This window comes from Nannocystis pusilla (assembly GCF_020073745.1).
GTDB lineage: Bacteria > Myxococcota_A > Polyangia > Nannocystales > Nannocystaceae > Nannocystis > Nannocystis radixulma.
In genome coordinates, this window is record NZ_JAIRAU010000027.1 from 656,961 (window position 1) to 674,011 (window position 17,051).

The following is a 17,051-nucleotide window of genomic DNA, read 5'->3' on the forward strand; positions in this document are numbered from 1 at the left end:
AACGCTGGTCGGCACGCGGCTTCGCGGTTCGGGCGGGCACCGCGCGACTCGCTCCAGGTCACGGCCGTGCGTCGCGATCTTCACATGGGGCACACGACGCGGTTCTCCTGCCGACTTCGCGGCCGGCCGCAGGGATCGCGGAGCGGTGCTCGCGGTCCTCACGAGGACTTCCCGGCCCATGATGCACCGCACGGGCCGCTGGCGCCGCCGTGCGATGCGAGCCCGTCGCGGGGCCGAGCGACCCGCGCCTGGAAACTCACCGGTGGACGTGTCGCGTCGTCGCGTCTCGAGCGCCGGGCCCGGACATGAGGAGACCGCGGGGACATGTCCTCCAGAACATGTCCCCACGGTAAGGTTAAGCGGCGGCGTCGATCGGGCTCGAAGGGCGGATCAGCCCTGCGGGATCCCGCAGTAGCCGACGTTCTCGTATCCGGGCGGGGCCATGCCGGCCTCGAACCAGGCCAGGCAGTCCTGGTTGGCGCCGGGGCATTCGGGGTCGCTGAGGTCGCAGTAGGGCAGGCAGCAGCCCTTGGCGCCCGGGTCGCACTCGCTGGCGAAGATGGGGTCCTGGCAGACGAAGCCGGCGTCGCAGGCGTTGCCGTACTCGCACGGGTCGAAGGTGGTGCCGGACTCGCCGGAGGCGTCGAGGATGCACACGAACGCGCTCTGGTCGAGGGGGTTCGGCAGGCACAGGTCGCCGCTCTCGCAGTTCTGCAGCAGGGGGTCGCACTGCGGCAGGCACAGGTTGAGCACGCCCTCGTTGGCGACCACGCAGGTGGTCCCGGCCGGCGCGCACTGGGCCGCCTCGGGCGAGCCGGTGCACAGGGCGACGCACACGCCCTGGCCGCTCTCGGGGTCGACGGCCCAGCACATCGAGCCGAAGGCGCACGAGTCGATGCCGCTGACGCCGTTGCCCTCGACGGTGCACGGGTCGCCCACCTCGCCGCCGGCCGCGTCGGCCGGGACGCACTTGAGGGCGTTCCACGAGAAGCCGCCGTCGTTGGCGTAGGCGGCACACTTCTGGCCGTCCGGGCAGTCCTGGCCCCAGTTGTCGCACTGGATGTCCGGTCCGGTCCCGCCGGTGGTGTCGCAGACGAAGCTGCAGGTGGTGTCCCCGGTGGTGCCGGTGTCGGTCTCACCCTCGGTCGTCGGGCCCGCAGAGGTCACGACCGGCGGGTCGTCGGGGTCGGGGCCGGTCTCGCTGTCGCCCTCGCTGGTGTCGCCCGCGGTCTCGGGCGGCTTGTCCCCGGTGAGCTCCGGGCCCTTGCTGTTCTCGCAGGCGATCACCAGCAGCGCGGCCGAGAGGGTCGTCAGTACTCGCTTCATTTCACACCTTCCTCGCGTCGATAACCTCGGTGGAGCAGCGGCATGTCTGAATGGACATGCTCGTTGCGACATGTCTCGTGGATCTCCTGCCCGTGGCCCTCGCCGGCTCGTCCTCGCAGACGCCTGCATGGGCGGTCGTCTGCGAAGAGGTCGAGAGGTGATAAAGCTGCAAAACAGTTAATCCTTGCAGCGAGTCTTATACAACCGCCGAAACCAACGCAAGGAATTTAAGTTTGTGTGGCGAGAATGTTGGGTTTAGGCGGCTCGGCCGCCGGGCGCCCGCGAGCGCGCCGGACCTGCGTCTGTCGCGCGGAGCGAAAACGCCCGTGTTCGAGCAAAAAAAACGGCGCCTCGAAGGGCGCCGCACAGCCGAACCAGCGCGAGCAGGGACTACTTGCCGGAGATCTCGAGGTTCATGTCCATCTCCATGGTCATCGGCATCTTCATGCCGTTGGCGTCGGTGGTCATGGCGATCGAGGAGGTGAGCTTCATGTCGCCCTTGACCGGGGCGACGTGGGTGAGGTCGACCTGGGTGGTGCCCGAACCGGTGGAGTCGAGCCTGTCGAGGTTGACCTTGGCGCCGGCGGGCATGCCGGGGGCCTCGATCGCCTGCGGCGCGGCGGTCTGGACGATGGTGCTGGCCAGCTGGACGACGTCGCCCTCGCGACCCTTGAGCTCCCAGGTCGCGACCTGCTGCAGCTTCATGCCCTGCTGCTCGAGGTGCTGCGTGACGGTCCACCTGGCGCCGACGCCGAGCGCCTCCTCGGGGAAGGGCACCGACATCTGGTTGATCTGCTGCCGCATGCTCTCGACCGTCTGCTTGATCTGCGGGTTCACGTCGGGCGGGATGTTGAAGTCGGCCGACTTGACGATCCCGCGCGGGGTGATGGTCGAGGTGCCCGACATCTTGTTCATGGTGCCGAGCACGGACTCGAGCTGATCGACCATGGCCTGCGGGGTGGTCTTGTCGGGCAGGACCTCGATCTTGTCGAGGCTGAACTCGCTGCGGATGTCGCCCTCGCCGGTGATCTCGCTGACCTTGAGGTTCATGGTCATCTGCATCGCCGGGATGTCGGTCTTCGGCATCTTGTTGGGGCCGACCTCCATGGCCATGCCCATGCGCATGGTCATGAGCATGACCTGCTCCTGGCCGGCCGTGAGCTTGAGCCGCAGCGGCTCGCGCGGCTCGGCGCCGGCGTCGACGAGGGCGACGACCGAACCCTCGCTGGCCGGGGCGGCGGTGTCGGAGGGCGCGGGCGTGGTGTCGGGTGCGGCGACGGCGGGCGCGGGCGGCGGGACGTCGGTCCTGGTCGGCGCGGCCTCGGTCCTGGCGGGCGCCGGCTTGGCGTCGGCCTTGCCGTCGACCGGCTGACAGCCGAAGAGGTGCAGCGCTGCGGCTGCGAGCGGGACACAGAGGACGCGGAGACGGGGGCGGAGCGACATGCGCGCCGAGGCTACCACAGCGCCGCAGACGGATCAGGGCGGCGTGGGCGAGCGCCGACCGCTGGCGACGACCGCGGCGCGCACCCGGGCCAGCGCGGCCTGGACCTGCGGGTCGTCGCGCAGCTTCTCCAGCGGGCTCGGCAGGCGCCAGGTCCAGTTGTGGTCGCCCTGCGTGGCCGGCTTGTTGATCCGGTCGCGGACGCCGAGCAGGTCCTGCAGCAGCAGCAGCACGAGGTCGCTGCCGGCGGCGAAGATGAGGTGCAGGAGGGCGCCATGGACCGCGGGGGTGAATTCCTGGCCGAGCGGTTCGGGCATGTCCTTGAGGACAGGTAACTTCAGGACCTCGGCGCGCTCGGCCGCGGACAGCTCGTCCCACCACACGGCCACGGGGGCGGTGTCGTGGGTGCCGAAGGTGGCGACCGAGAGCGCAGGGTAGGCGGCGGGATCGCGGAAGACGTCGCCGTCCTTCTCCCAGATCAGGACGCGGTAGCCGGGCGCGCCGAGCTTCTGCAGCGAGGGACCGACGTAGGCGGGGATCGAGCCGAGATCCTCGGCGATGAGCCTGGCGCCCCGCTCGCCGGCGCTGGCCATGACGGCGCCGACGACCCGCTCGCCGTGGACGATCTGCTCGGGCTCGGTCGGCGGGTCGAATGTCCCCGGGACCAGCTTGCCCTTGTCGTCGCGCCGCCGCTCGTACGGCCGCATGTACGTGCGGTAGAAGCCGACCAGGTGATCGATGCGGAAGCGGTCGTAGAGGGTGGCGCTGTAGGCCGCGCGCCGCCGCAGCCAGGCGAAGCCCGGTTGGCCCTGGGCCATGATCCGCCAGTGATAGGGCGGCAGACCCCAGTCCTGGCCGTCCTCGTCGAACTGATCGGCCGGGACGCCGACCGACATGTCCATGCGGAACTCGCCGCGGTGGACCCAGACGTCGGCGCTGTCGCGATCGACCATGAAGGGCAGGTCGCCCATGAGCTCGACGCCCTGCCGCGCGAGCTCGCCGCGCGCGGCGGCCCACTGGGCGTGCGCGAGCCACTGCACGTACTCGTAATAGAGGACGGCCTCGGCGTGGCGCGCCTGGGCAGCGCGCAGGGCGGCGCGATCGCGCTCGCGCAGAGGATCGGGCCACTGCCACCACGCGGCCCCGTGATGGGCGTCCTTGATCGCGCGGTAGAGGGCGTAGTCGGGCAACCAGTGGCGCTGGGCGTCGCAGAACTCGATGAATGCGCGGGCCCGCGGCGACTTGCCGGTGCCGGCCGCGAGCTCGTGATCGATGAAGCGCTGCAGGCCGGCGAGGAGGGCCTTGCGCTTGAGCTGGCGGACGGCGTCGTAGTCGATGGTGCGGCGCTTCTTGGCGGCGTTCAGCGCGACGACGCCCGCCGACCCGAGGACGTCGCGGGTGCTCAGGTGCTGCAGGTCGACCACGGGCCCCAGCGAGATGAACATCGGATCGATGCCGAAGGCCGACAGCGCGGCGTACGGTGAGGTGTTGCCGATGGAGATCTCGTTGAGCGGGAGCACCTGGATCAGGGAGATCCCGGCCCGGGCGATGAAGGCCGCGAAGGCCGGCAGATCGCCGATCTCGCCGATTCCCCACGACTGCTCGGAGCGCAGCGAGAACAGCGGGACGGTGACGCCGGCGACGCGGCCGGCAGGCGACGAGGTGGCGATTGGGCTCATGGCGAGGGTGCGCGCGGGGGCGAGGCCGAGCGCCAGGATCCAGTAGCAGCCCGCGCGGGCGCTGCGAAGCCAAAACAGCGGAACCTGCGCGGATCGCCCGGCGAGCGCGAGCGATCGGCGCCGAGCTCGCCGGGCCCGCGGACGTGCGTCTGTTGCCCGCGCGCAGGGGCTCGTGTTGTAGCGTTCGTGCCGTGCCCTCCGTGATCTGGCCCGGTCGACCGGACCCGCTCGGGGCGAACGCCGACGACGACGGCGTCAATTTCGCCCTGTTCTCCGAGACAGCCACGCGCGTGTTCCTGTGCCTGTTCGACGCGCCGCACCGTCCGCCGCGCGAGACGATCGAGCTGCCCGAACGGACAGGTCGGATCTTCCACGGCTACGTGCCGGGGCTGCGCCCGGGCCAGCTGTACGGGTTCCGCGTCGACGGGCCGTACGAGCCGCACGCGGGCCTGCGCCACAACCCGCACAAGCTGATGCTCGACCCGTACGCGCGCGCGGTGGCGTGGAGCGGCAACGCGGCCGAGCCGTTCGCCTACCGCGTCGGCGACCCGGCCGGCGACCTGGCGATGGACCGCGAGGACAACGCCGCCGACGCGCCGAAAGGCGTGGTCGCCGGCGACGCGTTCGAGTGGGGCGACGACCGCCGGCCGGCGACGCCGTGGACCGAGACGCTGATCTACGAGCTGCACGTGAAGGGGATGTCGCGGCTGCACCCGCAGGTGCCGCCGACGCTGCGCGGGACGTACGCGGGGCTGGCGTCGCCGCCGATCGTCGAGCACCTGAAGTCGCTCGGGGTGACGGCGGTCGAGCTGCTGCCGGTCCACGAGATCTACGACGAGCCGGAGGTGCGCCGCCGCGGGCTGGTGAACTACTGGGGCTACAGCACGCTCGGGTTCTTCGCCCCGGCGGCCCGCTACGCCGCCGATCCGCGGCCCGGCGGGCAGATCGCCGAGTTCAAGGCGATGGTGAAGACGCTGCACGCGGCGGGGATCGAGGTGATCCTCGACGTGGTGTTCAACCACACCTGCGAGGGCGGCCACCTCGGGCCGTCGCTGTCGCTGCGCGGGATCGACAACCGCGCCTACTACCTGCTCGACCCGGCGGCGCCGCGCTACTACTCCGACTTCACCGGCTGCGGCAACACGCTCAACCTGCGCCACGCGCAGACGCTGCGGCTGGTGCTCGACAGCCTGCGCTACTGGGCCGAGCACATGCACGTCGACGGGTTCCGCTTCGACCTGGCGCCGGCCCTGTCGCGCCGCGGGGCCGACGTCGACCGCCACAGCCCGTTCCTGGCGGCGATCGGCCAGGACCCGCTGCTGTCGCGCCTGAAGCTGATCGCGGAGCCGTGGGACGTAGGTCCGCACGGCTACCAGCTCGGCGGGTCGCCGTACCCGTGGGCCGAGTGGAACGGCCGCTACCGCGACGCGGTCCGCCGCTACTGGCGCGGCGACCTCGGCCTGGCCGGCGAGCTGGGCTACCGCTTGACTGGCTCTTCGGACCTGTTCTCGGCGACAGATCGCGGGCCGACCGCGAGCGTCAACTACGTGGCCTGCCACGACGGCTTCACCCTGAGCGACCTGACGGCCTACAGCGTGAAGCACAACCACGCCAACGGCGAGGACAACCGCGACGGCAACAACCACGAGCACAGCAGCAACTGGGGCGTCGAGGGCCCGAGCGAGGACCCGCGGCTGGCGTCGATCCGGGCCCGCACGGTCCGCAACTTCCTGACGACGCTGGCGGTGTCGCAGGGGGTGCCGATGCTGGCCGCGGGCGACGAGTTCGGCCGCACGCAGCGCGGCAACAACAACGCGTACTGCCAGGACAACCCGACGTCGTGGCTGTCCTGGGAGACAGGTCCCGAAGGACAGCAGCTGCTGGCGTTCGCCCGCCGGGCGCTGACGCTGCGCTCGCGCTTCGCGGTGCTGCGCCGCTCGCGGTTCTTCGCCGGCGCGAGCGGGCCGCGCAGCAAGCTGCGCGACATCTCGTGGCTGCGGCCCGACGGCCGCGCGATGGGCCACTCGGACTGGGTGTCGCCGTCGACCCGGGCGCTGGCGCTGCTGCTCGGCGGCGACGCGACGGGGATCCACGACGCCCGCGGCGAGCCGGTCGTCGACGCGACGCTGCTGGTGCTGCTCAACGCCGACGAGGTGCCGACCCGGTTCGCCCTGCCGTGCCGCGAGTTGGGCCGCTGGCAGCTGCTGGTCGACACGGCGGCGCCGGCGGCGGAGGAGGAGATCCTGCCCGCCTCGGCCGACAGCCGCGAGCTGCCGCCGGCGACCATGGAGGTGCTGCTGCTGCGCACCGACGCGGCGAGCGAGCCCCACAGCGCGAGCTGACCGCGGAGTCTCGGAGCACAGGCGAGCCGCTCGTGGCCGTCGGGGACGCGGGCGAGGCCCCGGTCCTCGCCTGGAGCGGGCTGCGCAGGGCGGACGTCGCCGAGGTCTTCCGCGGGAATGCGAGGGGTCGCACGCGCGGGGGCACGGGGACCCACGTGGGCGCGCGCGGCAAGGTCACGCGCGTGCGCCCCGGGCCGCGGCCGCGGCCGGTTTGCACGGGGCGGGTTCCTCGGTAAAAGCCGCCGGCCAGATGTCCCGTTCGCGCAAGTCCGACAGGTCCGCGTCGTCGCGCAAGCGCGAGGCGGCGAGCACGAAGCAAGCCGAGGCGCCAAAGGCCGAGGCGCCGAAAGCCGAGGCGCTGAAGGCCGAGGCGCCGAAGGCCGAGGCGCCGAAGGCGGCGCGCGCGAGCCGCGAGGCGGAGCGCGAGGTGGAAGGTGTGAGCGCCGAGGTCGCGCCGGCGAGGGACGAGGCCGGGCGCGAAGTGGCCGCTGCAGAGGTCGTGGGCGACGAGGGCGCGACTGCACCGCCCGCGGCCGGGCCCGACGAGGTCGCGCCGTCCGCTCCTGCCGCGGAGGCTGCGCGAACGGACATGTTCGAACAGCCAGGTGCAGAGGGACAGGTCGTCATGGACATGCCGCAAGAGACAGCCGTACTCGCGGAGCCGGCGAGCCCGCTGGGCGACCTCGACTACCACCTCTTCGCCGAGGGCACGCACCTGCGGCTGTGGGAGAAGATGGGCGCGCGGCTTCAGCCGGGCGGGGAGGGCGTGCACTTCGGGGTGTGGGCCCCGAACGCGCGGGCCGTCAGCGTGATCGGCGAGTGGAACGCGTGGGACGCCGAGCGCGACCCGCTGCGGCCGACCCGGGCGGGCGTGTGGACCGGCTTCGTGCCGGCGGCGCGGCGCGGGCACCTCTACAAGTTCAGGGTCATCGGGGTCAACGGCGAGGTGATGGACAAGGCCGACCCGCACGCGCTGATGACGGAGGCGCCGCCGCAGACGGCCTCGGTGATCTGGGACCACGCGTACGCGTGGGGCGACGCGACCTGGCTGGCGCGCCGGGCCGAGCGGCAGGGGCCGGCGGCGCCGATGGCGATCTACGAGGTGCACCTGGGGTCGTGGCTGCGCGGGCCAGGCGGCGAGCACCTGTCCTACAAGGCCGTCGCGCCCAAGCTGATCGCCCACGTGCGCGCGCTCGGGTTCACCCACGTCGAGCTGATGCCGCTGACGGAGCACCCGTTCTACGGCTCGTGGGGCTACCAGGCGACGTCGTACTTCGCGCCGACGCGCCGCTACGGCGAGCCGCAGGAGCTGATGGCGCTGATCGACGCGCTGCATCAGGCCAACATCGGCGTGATCCTCGACTGGGTGCCGGCGCACTTCCCCAACGACGCGCACGGGCTGGTCCGCTTCGATGGCACGCACCTGTACGAGCACGCCGACCCGCGCCGCGGGGTCCACCCCGACTGGAACACGCTGATCTTCAACCTGGCCCGCCACGAGGTCCGGGCCTTCCTCCTCAGCTCGGCGCTGATGTGGCTGCAGGAGTTCCACGTCGACGGGCTGCGCGTCGACGCGGTGGCGTCGATGCTGTACCTCGACTACTCGCGCAAGGACGGGCAGTGGCTGCCGAACCACCTCGGGGGGCGCGAGAACCTCGAGTCGATCGAGTTCCTGCGCGCGCTCAACCAGGCGGTCCACCGCGAGGTCCCGGGGGCGATCACGATCGCCGAGGAGTCGACGGCCTGGCCCGGCGTGTCACACCCGGTCGAGGCCGGCGGGCTCGGGTTCGACTTCAAGTGGGACATGGGCTGGATGCACGACACGCTGCGCTACTTCGGCCGCGACCCGGTGACCCGCGCGCAGCACCACCGCGACGTCACGTTCCGCATGATGTACGCCTACTCGGAGCGGTTCATGCTGCCGCTGTCGCACGACGAGGTGGTGCACGGCAAGGGCTCGCTGATCCGCAAGATGTCCCCGGGGACAGGCGGTGCGGCGGCCCGCATGGCCGGGCTGCGGCTGCTGTACGCGTACATGTTCGGGCTGCCGGGCAAGAAGTTGCTGTTCATGGGCGACGAGTTCGCCCAGGCGCGCGAGTGGAACCACGACGCGGCGCTCGACTGGGGGCTGCTCGCCGAGGCCGAGCACGCGGGGATGATGCGGTGGGTCGGCCGCCTCGGCCACCTGCTGCGCGCCGAGCCGGGCCTGTACGAGCTCGACCACGACCCGACCGGCTTCCGCTGGGCGGTCGTCGACGACTACCGCCGCAGCACGCTGGCGTTCCTCCGCCGGCCGCGCGCGGGCGCGGTGATCCTGGTGATCCTCAACTTCACGCCGATGACGTGGTCGAACTACACGGTGCCGTTCGAGGCGCCCGGCGAGTGGCAGCTGATGCTGTGCTCCGACGAGGCGCAGTTCGGCGGGAACGGCGGCTCGGCCCCCGACCGCCTGATCGCCGACCACTCGGCCGGCGGGGCGCTGCCGTGCGCGGCGACGCTCGACCTGCCGCCCCTGACGGCCCTGGTGTACCGCGGGCCGGAGGTGAAGGTCTACGACGCGGCGGCGCTCGATCTGCGCGAGTCGCTGGCCGCGGAGGCGGAGGCGGCCCGCGAGGCCCCGGCGAGCTGAAGGGGCTTCGGGGCATGTCCGTAGGGACAGGCGGGAGGCGACGGCGCTCGATGTCTTGAAGGACATGTGAGGCGCCGCCCGGGGCGGCCAGGAGCCGACACGCAGGGCCCTCGCTCGGCGGGCTCGTTGCCTGTGCACCCGAATCGTCGTTCCGGAGGCCCCGCGCAGGGATCGCGGACGCGACCGACGCGGTCGTGTATGGTTCGCGCGCATGCGCGCCGCCCCTCGATGCCTCACGCTCGTCGCGTCCGTCCTCGCCTGTCAGCCCGACGAGAGCAGGGTGACGGTCGAGGTGACGGGCGAGGCGCTCACGTCGACGTCGTTCGGCGACGCGAGCACGGCGGGCCAGACCGCGCCGACGAGCACGGGCGAGGCGACGACGGGCGAGGCGACGACGGGTGAGGCGACGAGTGAGGCGCCGACGACGACCGACGACGCGACGACCGGGGGGCCGGGGATGTCGGAGGACGAGGTCCTGCTGCGCCGGGCGATCGCCGGCGAGGTCGACGCGGGGGAGGCGATCCGCACGATCGCCGATCGCGGCGGGCTCCCGGTCGCGGCGGCGTCGGGCGGGTTTTTGTTCGCCTGTCTCTGCGGACAGGGCGAGTGGACGCTGGGCGGCGACCACAACGCGTGGGAGCCGACGCCGATGGCGCAGGCCGGGGCGCTGTGGTGGATCGAGGCCGAGGTCGCCGAGCCCGACGGGAGCCTCTATAAATTCCACGAGCCGGCGACGATGCAGTGGATCGCCGACCCGTACGGGCGCCGCCACGGGTACGACGACTTCGGGGTGTACTCGCTGGTGCGCGCGAGCGCGGCCCACCTCGAGCGCTGGTACGCGATCGACGGGGCGGAGGTCGGGCTCGCCGAGCCGCGCGACCTCGAGGTGCTGGTGCCGCAGGACGGGAGCTTCACGCACGCGCTCTACGTCCACGACGGGCAGAACCTGTTCGACCCGTCGGCCTTCTTCGGCGGCTGGCAGCTGATGGCGAGCGCGCCGACGAACACGCTGATCGTCGGGATCACGAACACGCCCGAGCGCATGAACGAGTACACGCAGGTGCCCGACACGCTCGACGGCCAGCCGGTCGGCGGCGACGGGCCGAAGTACGCGATGCTGGTCGACGGGGTGATCCGGCCGCGCATGGAGGCGGCGTACGGGCCGGCGGAGAAGGTGGGGACGATGGGCTCGTCGCTCGGCGGCCTCATCAGCCTGGCGATCGCGGACCTGTACCCCGAGCGCTGGGACATGGCGATCAGCCTGTCGGGCACGGTCGGCTGGGGCTCGATCGAGCTGCACAACGAGACGATCCTCGAGACGTATCAACAGGCGGGCAAGCGCGGGTTCGTCATCTACGTCGACAGCGGCGGCGAGGGCACGTGCGTCGATGCGGACGCCGACGGGATCGAGGACGACGCGCCCGACTCGTTCGACAACTACTGCGAGAACGCGCAGCTGTACGCGATCTTGCAGTCCCTCGGCTACACGCCCGACAGCGACCTGTTCTACGTGCACGCGCCAGGGGCGATGCACAACGAGCTCGAGTGGGCGGCCCGCGTCGGCGTGCCGATGAGCATCTTCGCCGGGCTGTGAGGCTCAGCGGAGGTCGAGGTCGACGTCGACGCCCTTCTGGCGGCAGGCGGCGAGGATCTCGTCGGTGAGCTGATCGGTGTCGCGGTTGTCACCTGGCGGAAGGGCCAGGACGACCCGCGGCCGCTGGGCCTCGAGCGCGGCCATGCGCTCGCGGTGCTCGAGGAAGCGGGCGAAGCCGGCGTAGGCGACGCCCGCGACGACGGCGATGAGCACGACGAGCGCGACCAGGATCGGCATGCCCGCCGAGGATAGCGCGCGCCGGCGCGGCCGTCAGCCGCCCATAAGGCGCGTACGGCGGCTCCGGCGGCGGTCTTGCCCGCGCGGCGAGGCGGGGAATCAGCCGCCGAACAGGCGCGCGAGCTGGCTGGCGCCGCCCTGGACGGCGGTGCGCTGCATGTAGAGCTCGAGGCCGAGGCGACCGCCGAGCTCGGCGCCGCCGCCGGCGCGGCCGGGGCCGCCGTGCTGCGCCTGCGGGAACACGCCGCCGGGGCTGAAGGAGCCGCCGGCGCCCTTCTCGTCGGACAGCACGAGGCGCCCGAGCTGCGGCCCGAGCTCGGCGACGGCGCGCGCGACGAACTCGCGGTCGTCGCTGTAGACGGTGCTCACCAGGCTGCCGCCGCCGAAGCCGACGATCGCGGCGGCCTGGGCGACGCTGCCGTCGTAGGGCAGGAGGGTGGCGACGGGCGCGAACACCTCGACGCGGTGGAACACGGCGTGGCGATCGAGCACGGCCGCGGCGTCGGCCTCGAGCAGGATCGGCTCGAGGAAGTAGCCCTTGCCGGCCGGGACGTCGATGAACTCGCGCCGCTGCAGATCGCCGCGGACGACGCGGGCCCGCTCGCCCAGGGCGGCGACGCCGGCGCGGGCGTCGGCGAGCTGCTGCGCGGTCGACAGCGGGCCCATCTTGACGTTCTTGCTCAGCGGGTTGCCGGTCTGGGCCGCGCGCTCGCCGAGGCGCGCCTCGAGGGCCTCACGCAGCGCGGGCAGGGCGTCGGTGGGGACGAGGATCCGGCGAGTGGCGGTGCACTTCTGACCTGTCTTTTGGGTCAGTTCAGTGACGGCGTCGCGGACGACGAGGTCCCACAGCTCGCTGCCCTCCTGCACGTCGGGGCCGAGCACGACCGAGTTGAGGCTGTCGGCCTCGACGTTGACGCGCACGCCGTGGGTGAGGACGGTGAGGTGGCCGCGGATCTTGGCGCCGGTGTCGGCCGAGCCGGTGAAGGCGACGACGTCCTGCGGGCCGAGGTGGTTGAGCAGGTCGCCGACCGGGCCGACCAGCAGCTGGAAGGCGCCGGGCGGGAGGATGTCGGCGCCGGCGAGGAGCTCGGCGATCCGGTGGGCGAGCAGACACGTGCTGGTGGCCGGCTTCGAGATCACCGGCATGCCGGCGAGCCAGGCGACCGCGGCCTTGCCGAGCATGCCCCAGGCCGGGAAGTTGAAGGCGTTGATGTGCACCGCCACGCCGTGGCGCGGCTGCAGCAGGTGCTGCACGCGGACCTTGCTGGTGCGCACGACCACCGCCGGCTCGCCCTCGACCAGCCACGGCGACTCGGGCAGCGACTCGGCCAGCTCGGCGTAGGCCGCGAGCACGCCGAGGCCGCCGTCGACGTCGAACTTGGCGTCGCCGCGGGTGTTGCCGCCGCTGACGACGGCGAGGTCGAGCAGCTCCTCGCGGTGGCCGTGCAGCAGCTTGGCGATGGCCTGCAGCAGGATGCCGCGTTGCCGAAAGGACATGGCCCGAAGTGCAGGTCCGCCGACCTCGCGGGCGTGGCGGACGGCGTCGCCGAGGCCGCGCGCCGGGGCTGCCTCGGCCAGGACCTCCTCGGTGGCGGGGTTGACGAGCGGGGTCCTGGGACCGTCCGCGGACTGCCAGGCGCCGTTCAGGAAGCTCTCGATCACGCGCATAGAGGCGCTGACGGTACGCCGAGCGGCGCCCGACCGACAAGCCGCCGGACGGCGCGTTCGATCACGCCTGCGCGCGGGTGAGGCGGCACCCGCGACGCCGGCGCGTGAAGGGAGTTGCGCCGTGAGGCCCGCAGCCGTCGCTGCCGATCACGCCTGGGCGCGGCCCGTGAGGGCGCGGGGGTCGGTGAGGTGACCGGTGACGGCCGAGGCCGCCGCGACGGCGGGCGACACGAGGTAGACCGGGCCGGGCCCGCCCATGCGGCGATCGAAGTTGCGGTTGGTGGTGCTCGCGGTGGTCTCGCCCTCGAGCGGGATGCCCGGGCCGTTGCCGATGCACGAGCCGCAGCCCGGCTCGGTGACGACGGCCCCGAGCTCGCGGAACAGCCCGAGCAGGCCCTCGCGCTCGGCCGAGGCGCTGACCTCGGCGCTCGACGGCGTGACGGTGACGCGGACCTTCGGCGCGAGCGTGCGGCCGCGCAGGACGTCGGCGGCGGCGCGCAGGTCGGCGAGCGAGCCGCCGGTGCACGAGGCGATGACGACGTTGTGGATCGGGACCTCGCCGACGTCGGCGAGCGCCGCGCGGTTGCGCGAGTCGCCGGGCGTGGCGACCGTCAGCGGGACGTCGGCGAGATCGATGGCGATGGTCCTCACGTAGGCGGCGCCCTCGTCGGGCTCGACGAACATGCCGTCGACGTCGACCCCGGGCCGGCGCGCGCGCAGGAACTCGCGCACCGGCGCGCACGGCTCGACGACGCCGGTCATCAGGCCGCCCTCGACGGTCATGTTGGTGAGGACGCTGAGCTCGTCGACGTTCCACTGATCGAGGCCGGGGCCGCCGATCTGGATGACGCAGGTGTCGGTCGCCGAGGTGCGCCACTGCTCCTCGCGGAAGTACGGGTCGCCGATGATGTGGAGGATGAGGTCCTTCGGCGAGACGACGCCGCGGGCGTCGCCGGTGACCCAGATCCGCACGGTCTTCGGCACGGTGACCGGGACGAGGCCGGTGCGCAGCGCGAACGCCATGGCGGTCGAGCCGACGCCGAACGCGAAGGCGTTGAGCACGCCGGCGGTCGGGGTGTGCGAGTCGGTGAGGATGATGATGGTGCCGGGGTTGCCGTACTGCTCGACGACGATCCGGTGGCACACGCCGGCGTCGTACTTCTGGCCGGGGCCGTGGATCCGGATGCCGTTCTTGAGGCTGGCGCTGACCATCTCGTCGCGCAGCTGGCGGGCCGAGTCGAGCCGCTGCTGCTTGACGCGCAGCGGGACCGTCGGCTGATCGATGAGGACGAAGTGATCCTCGAAGGCGGCGGCCAGCTCGGGGTTCTTGACCGGCGTGGTGCCCCACTCCTGCTCGTAGAGCGCCATCACCATGCCGCCGGTGTACTCGTGCACGCCGCGGAAGCCGACCTCGCACAGCACCTGATCGCCCGGCGCGACGGCGGCGATGCCGAAGCGGTCGCCGCCGGTCCAGGTGCGCGCGGCGATGATCTTCTCGACGCAGTTGAGCGGCCGCGCCGGCGCGTCGGTGCGGTACTCGGGCTCGATCTCGCCGGCGAGCAGGCGCGTGCCGTAGCGCAGGAGGCCGCCGTTCTGCACGACGGCGCGGAAGAACGGCGGCAGCTCGGCGGCGAGCTGGCCGAGGTCGACGTCCTCGCCGGCCTGCAGGCGATCGATCACCCCGAAGTCGGTGGTGAACGGCAGGCCGCTGTAGACCATGTTCTCCTGGAAGATCCGCTGGAAGCTGCGGGCCACCACGAGCTCGATGCCGGCGCCCTGGTGGGCGACCACCGCGACCTCGCGGCTGCTGCCCGAGCCGTAGGCGTCGCCGCCGACGACGACCTGGAAGCCGCCGCCCTTGACGCTGTCCTTTTGGACCTGTTCCTTGAAGTTCTCGAGGAAGTAGGGGCCGAGGATCGGGCCGGTGTAGCCGAGAGTGCAGGCGGCGCCGCTGATCATCAGGTCGGTGTTGACGCCGTAGTGGAGCGGGGGAGCGTCGTCTGCGCCGCAGCCGAGATCCGTGCCCGTCAGCTGCTGCGCGATGCGCTGCGGGTCTTCGGTGAGCCAGAGGATCCTGCCGCGGAGCTTCATGTAAAGTTCGGTTTAACACCCGTAGGCGGGCTTCGGAAGGTGCCGGCGGGGACCGGCGGGGCGGCGGGACGTGGCTCAGCTCACCGGTGGCGCGCCGGATGGCCGGGCCGGTGCGGTGGAGTATGTTCCCGGCGCATGCTCTTGCGCACGGCTCTTCGTTCCCTCTCGCTGACCGCGCTGGTCGCCTCGCTTGTCCCTCTCGGTTGCGCCTCCAAGTCGACGGAGACGCCGGCGGAGTCGCCGGCGCCCGGCGGCGAGGATCCCGCGGCCGCGGCCGTCCGTGACGCCGATCCCGCGACGGTCGCGGCGCTCAAGGCGGCCATCGCCGGGCCGCAGCGCTCGGCCGAGAACCGCGCGCGCGACCAGTACCGCCACCCGCTCGAGACGCTGCTGTTCTTCGGCCTGAAGAAGGACATGACGGTGGTCGAGCTGTGGCCCGGCGGCGGCGGCTGGTTCACCGAGATCCTGGCGCCGACGCTGCGCGACAGCGGCAAGCTGATCACCACCAACTTCGACCCCAGCGGCCCGCCCGACGCCTACCAGACCCGCAACGCCAACAAGTTCAAGGACAAGCTGGCGGGCGCGCCCGAGGTCTACGACCAGGTCGAGGTGGTGACCGTGACCGATCCGACCACCCTGGTGCTCGCGCCCGAGGGCTCGGTCGACCTGGTCGTCACGTTCCGCAACACCCACGGGTGGGTCAAGGACGACATCGACGGCGCGATCTACGGCGCGGCCTTCAAGGCGCTCAAGCCCGGCGGGATCCTCGGCGTCGAGGCCCACCGCGGCAAGCCGGGCCCGGTCGACGACCCCAAGAAGGCGGCCGAGACCGGCTACCTGCCCGAGGACTGGGTGGTCGCCCGCATCGAGTCGTACGGCTTCAAGCTGCAGGCGCGCTCGGAGATCAACGCCAACCCGAAGGACACCAAGGACTACGCGGAGGGCGTGTGGACGCTGCCGCCCTCGCTCGAGCTCGGCGACAAGGACCGCGACAAGTACGTGGCCATCGGCGAGAGCGACCGCATGACGCTCAAGTTCGTCAAGCCGTGAGCGCGGCCGCGGCGAGGTGAAAAAAAGGACAGGTCCCAAAGGACCTGTCCTGAAAGACCGGCGGAACGCGGCGGGCTCAGAGGACGGTCTTGATGAACTCGGCGATCTTGCCGCGCGAGCCGCCGCCGACCATGCGGTTGGCCAGCTTGCCGTCCTTGAACAGGAGCAGGGTCGGGATGTTGGTGACGCCGTACTCGACGGCGGTGTTCTGGTTGCGATCGACGTCGAGCTTGACGATCTTGACCTGGCCGTCGAGCTCACCGGCGAGGGCGTCGAGGTGGGGCGCGATCGCGCGGCACGGACCGCACCAAGTGGCCCAGAAGTCGACCAGGACCGGGGTCTGCGAGTCGAGGACGTCGTTCTTGAAGGTTTGGTCCGAGGTGTTGGTGATCTTGTCGGATGCCATGGTGATTGGGGCGGGTGAGGTGCAGGCCAGAGGGCCGTGAAGCAGTCAGGCTTGGACGGGCGTGCAGTGGAGGGGCCGCTCGCGGCGGCGGCGCGGCGCTCCCGGCGTCGGCCGGCCAGAGCATGGTGCCGGGCCCCCGGCGGCGCAAGGGTCCTGCGAGGGTTGTGAGGCCTCGGGCGCGCGGCTACCCTGGCCGGGCATGCCGCGGATCTTCGTCGCTCAGACCCTCGTCGACACCTGGCTCTCGACCGGGACCGTGTCCCTCGAGCAAGACCTCCTGCGCGTGTCGGGTCCGCCCTCGGTCGATCTCTTCATCAACCCCGCGGTGTGGTTCGAACGCATCGACGGCGGGGAGGCCGATCCTCATGACGTCGTCGGGCGCGTGAAGACGTCGCAGGAGCTGGCGCAGATGGGCGCCGACCACTACGAGAGCTCGGTCGTGATGGGCGACTACGCGTACACCGTGCGGCCCGGCTTCATCGCCACGGTGGTCGACGCCCGCGGCGCCGAGGTCCGCCTCGACGGGCCGACGTGGACCCGATTGATGCAGCAGATCGAGGGCCTCGGCACCTCGTCCGACAACTAGCT

Annotated in this window: 12 protein-coding genes; 5 read left to right on the forward strand and 7 right to left on the reverse strand. The window is 72.0% G+C overall.

Translation table 11 applies throughout. The features are described 5' to 3' along the window. Positions 1-390: 390 nt before the first annotated feature. From K7C98_RS21455 to malQ, 3 genes are all read right to left on the reverse strand, one after another. On the reverse strand, positions 391-1,326 hold the full coding sequence (locus K7C98_RS21455; protein ID WP_224193577.1) for a ribulose phosphate epimerase: 936 nt from the start codon (positions 1,324-1,326) through the stop codon (positions 391-393). Between the two features lie 390 nt (positions 1,327-1,716). Beyond that, positions 1,717-2,769, reverse strand: a complete 1,053-nt coding sequence (locus tag K7C98_RS21460; protein ID WP_224193578.1) for a DUF6263 family protein — start codon at positions 2,767-2,769, stop codon at positions 1,717-1,719. A 33-nt stretch (positions 2,770-2,802) separates the two neighbouring features. Continuing rightward, entirely contained in the window at positions 2,803-4,446 is a 1,644-nt protein-coding gene (gene malQ, locus K7C98_RS21465; protein ID WP_224193579.1) for a 4-alpha-glucanotransferase, read from the reverse strand. Between the two features lie 191 nt (positions 4,447-4,637). On the opposite strand from malQ, the gene glgX reads away from it, so the two are divergent. The 3 genes from glgX (at position 4,638) to K7C98_RS21480 (ending at position 11,011) form a co-directional block, all read left to right on the forward strand. Continuing rightward, on the forward strand, positions 4,638-6,788 hold the full coding sequence (glgX, locus tag K7C98_RS21470; RefSeq protein WP_224193580.1) for a glycogen debranching protein GlgX: 2,151 nt from the start codon (positions 4,638-4,640) through the stop codon (positions 6,786-6,788). 250 nt (positions 6,789-7,038) lie between these two features. Next, the gene (glgB, locus tag K7C98_RS21475) at positions 7,039-9,417 is read left to right on the forward strand and encodes a 1,4-alpha-glucan branching protein GlgB (RefSeq protein WP_224193581.1); all 2,379 of its coding nucleotides are present in this window, start codon (positions 7,039-7,041) and stop codon (positions 9,415-9,417) included. A 211-nt stretch (positions 9,418-9,628) separates the two neighbouring features. Beyond that, a complete protein-coding gene (locus tag K7C98_RS21480) occupies positions 9,629-11,011 on the forward strand; it encodes an alpha/beta hydrolase-fold protein (RefSeq protein WP_224193582.1) in 1,383 nt (460 codons plus the stop codon). Between the two features lie 3 nt (positions 11,012-11,014). Here K7C98_RS21480 and K7C98_RS21485 read toward each other — a convergent pair whose 3' ends face one another. From K7C98_RS21485 to K7C98_RS21495, 3 genes are all read right to left on the reverse strand, one after another. Next, the gene (locus K7C98_RS21485; protein WP_224193583.1) at positions 11,015-11,248 is read right to left on the reverse strand and encodes a hypothetical protein; all 234 of its coding nucleotides are present in this window, start codon (positions 11,246-11,248) and stop codon (positions 11,015-11,017) included. Positions 11,249-11,347: 99 nt separating this feature from the next. Continuing rightward, the gene (locus tag K7C98_RS21490; RefSeq protein ID WP_224193584.1) at positions 11,348-12,916 is read right to left on the reverse strand and encodes a 3,4-dehydroadipyl-CoA semialdehyde dehydrogenase; all 1,569 of its coding nucleotides are present in this window, start codon (positions 12,914-12,916) and stop codon (positions 11,348-11,350) included. 147 nt (positions 12,917-13,063) lie between these two features. Next, positions 13,064-15,007, reverse strand: a complete 1,944-nt coding sequence (locus K7C98_RS21495; RefSeq protein ID WP_224193585.1) for an aconitase family protein — start codon at positions 15,005-15,007, stop codon at positions 13,064-13,066. A gap of 135 nt (positions 15,008-15,142) precedes the next feature. On the opposite strand from K7C98_RS21495, the gene K7C98_RS21500 reads away from it, so the two are divergent. Beyond that, on the forward strand, positions 15,143-16,057 hold the full coding sequence (locus K7C98_RS21500; RefSeq protein WP_224193586.1) for a class I SAM-dependent methyltransferase: 915 nt from the start codon (positions 15,143-15,145) through the stop codon (positions 16,055-16,057). Between the two features lie 76 nt (positions 16,058-16,133). Here the strand turns inward: K7C98_RS21500 and trxA are convergent, their stop codons facing one another. After that, positions 16,134-16,463 (reverse strand): thioredoxin, encoded by a 330-nt coding sequence (gene trxA / locus K7C98_RS21505; RefSeq protein ID WP_224193587.1) that lies wholly within the window; start codon positions 16,461-16,463, stop codon positions 16,134-16,136. 199 nt (positions 16,464-16,662) lie between these two features. On the opposite strand from trxA, the gene K7C98_RS21510 reads away from it, so the two are divergent. Continuing rightward, entirely contained in the window at positions 16,663-17,049 is a 387-nt protein-coding gene (locus K7C98_RS21510) for a hypothetical protein (protein WP_224193588.1), read from the forward strand. Positions 17,050-17,051 lie beyond the last annotated feature (2 nt).

What these genes read in the sequence shown, in the direction of transcription:
- K7C98_RS21455 (WP_224193577.1), bottom strand. Translation starts at nt 1,326, where the DNA reads ATGAAGCGAGTACTGACGACCCTCTCGGCCGCGCTGCTGGTGATCGCC.
- K7C98_RS21460 (WP_224193578.1), bottom strand. Translation starts at nt 2,769, where the DNA reads ATGTCGCTCCGCCCCCGTCTCCGCGTCCTCTGTGTCCCGCTCGCAGCC.
- malQ (WP_224193579.1), bottom strand. Translation starts at nt 4,446, where the DNA reads ATGAGCCCAATCGCCACCTCGTCGCCTGCCGGCCGCGTCGCCGGCGTC.
- glgB (WP_224193581.1), top strand. Translation starts at nt 7,039, where the DNA reads ATGTCCCGTTCGCGCAAGTCCGACAGGTCCGCGTCGTCGCGCAAGCGC.
- K7C98_RS21480 (WP_224193582.1), top strand. Translation starts at nt 9,629, where the DNA reads ATGCGCGCCGCCCCTCGATGCCTCACGCTCGTCGCGTCCGTCCTCGCC.
- K7C98_RS21485 (WP_224193583.1), bottom strand. Translation starts at nt 11,248, where the DNA reads ATGCCGATCCTGGTCGCGCTCGTCGTGCTCATCGCCGTCGTCGCGGGC.
- K7C98_RS21490 (WP_224193584.1), bottom strand. Translation starts at nt 12,916, where the DNA reads ATGCGCGTGATCGAGAGCTTCCTGAACGGCGCCTGGCAGTCCGCGGAC.
- K7C98_RS21495 (WP_224193585.1), bottom strand. Translation starts at nt 15,007, where the DNA reads ATGAAGCTCCGCGGCAGGATCCTCTGGCTCACCGAAGACCCGCAGCGC.
- K7C98_RS21500 (WP_224193586.1), top strand. Translation starts at nt 15,143, where the DNA reads ATGCTCTTGCGCACGGCTCTTCGTTCCCTCTCGCTGACCGCGCTGGTC.
- trxA (WP_224193587.1), bottom strand. Translation starts at nt 16,463, where the DNA reads ATGGCATCCGACAAGATCACCAACACCTCGGACCAAACCTTCAAGAAC.
- K7C98_RS21510 (WP_224193588.1), top strand. Translation starts at nt 16,663, where the DNA reads ATGCCGCGGATCTTCGTCGCTCAGACCCTCGTCGACACCTGGCTCTCG.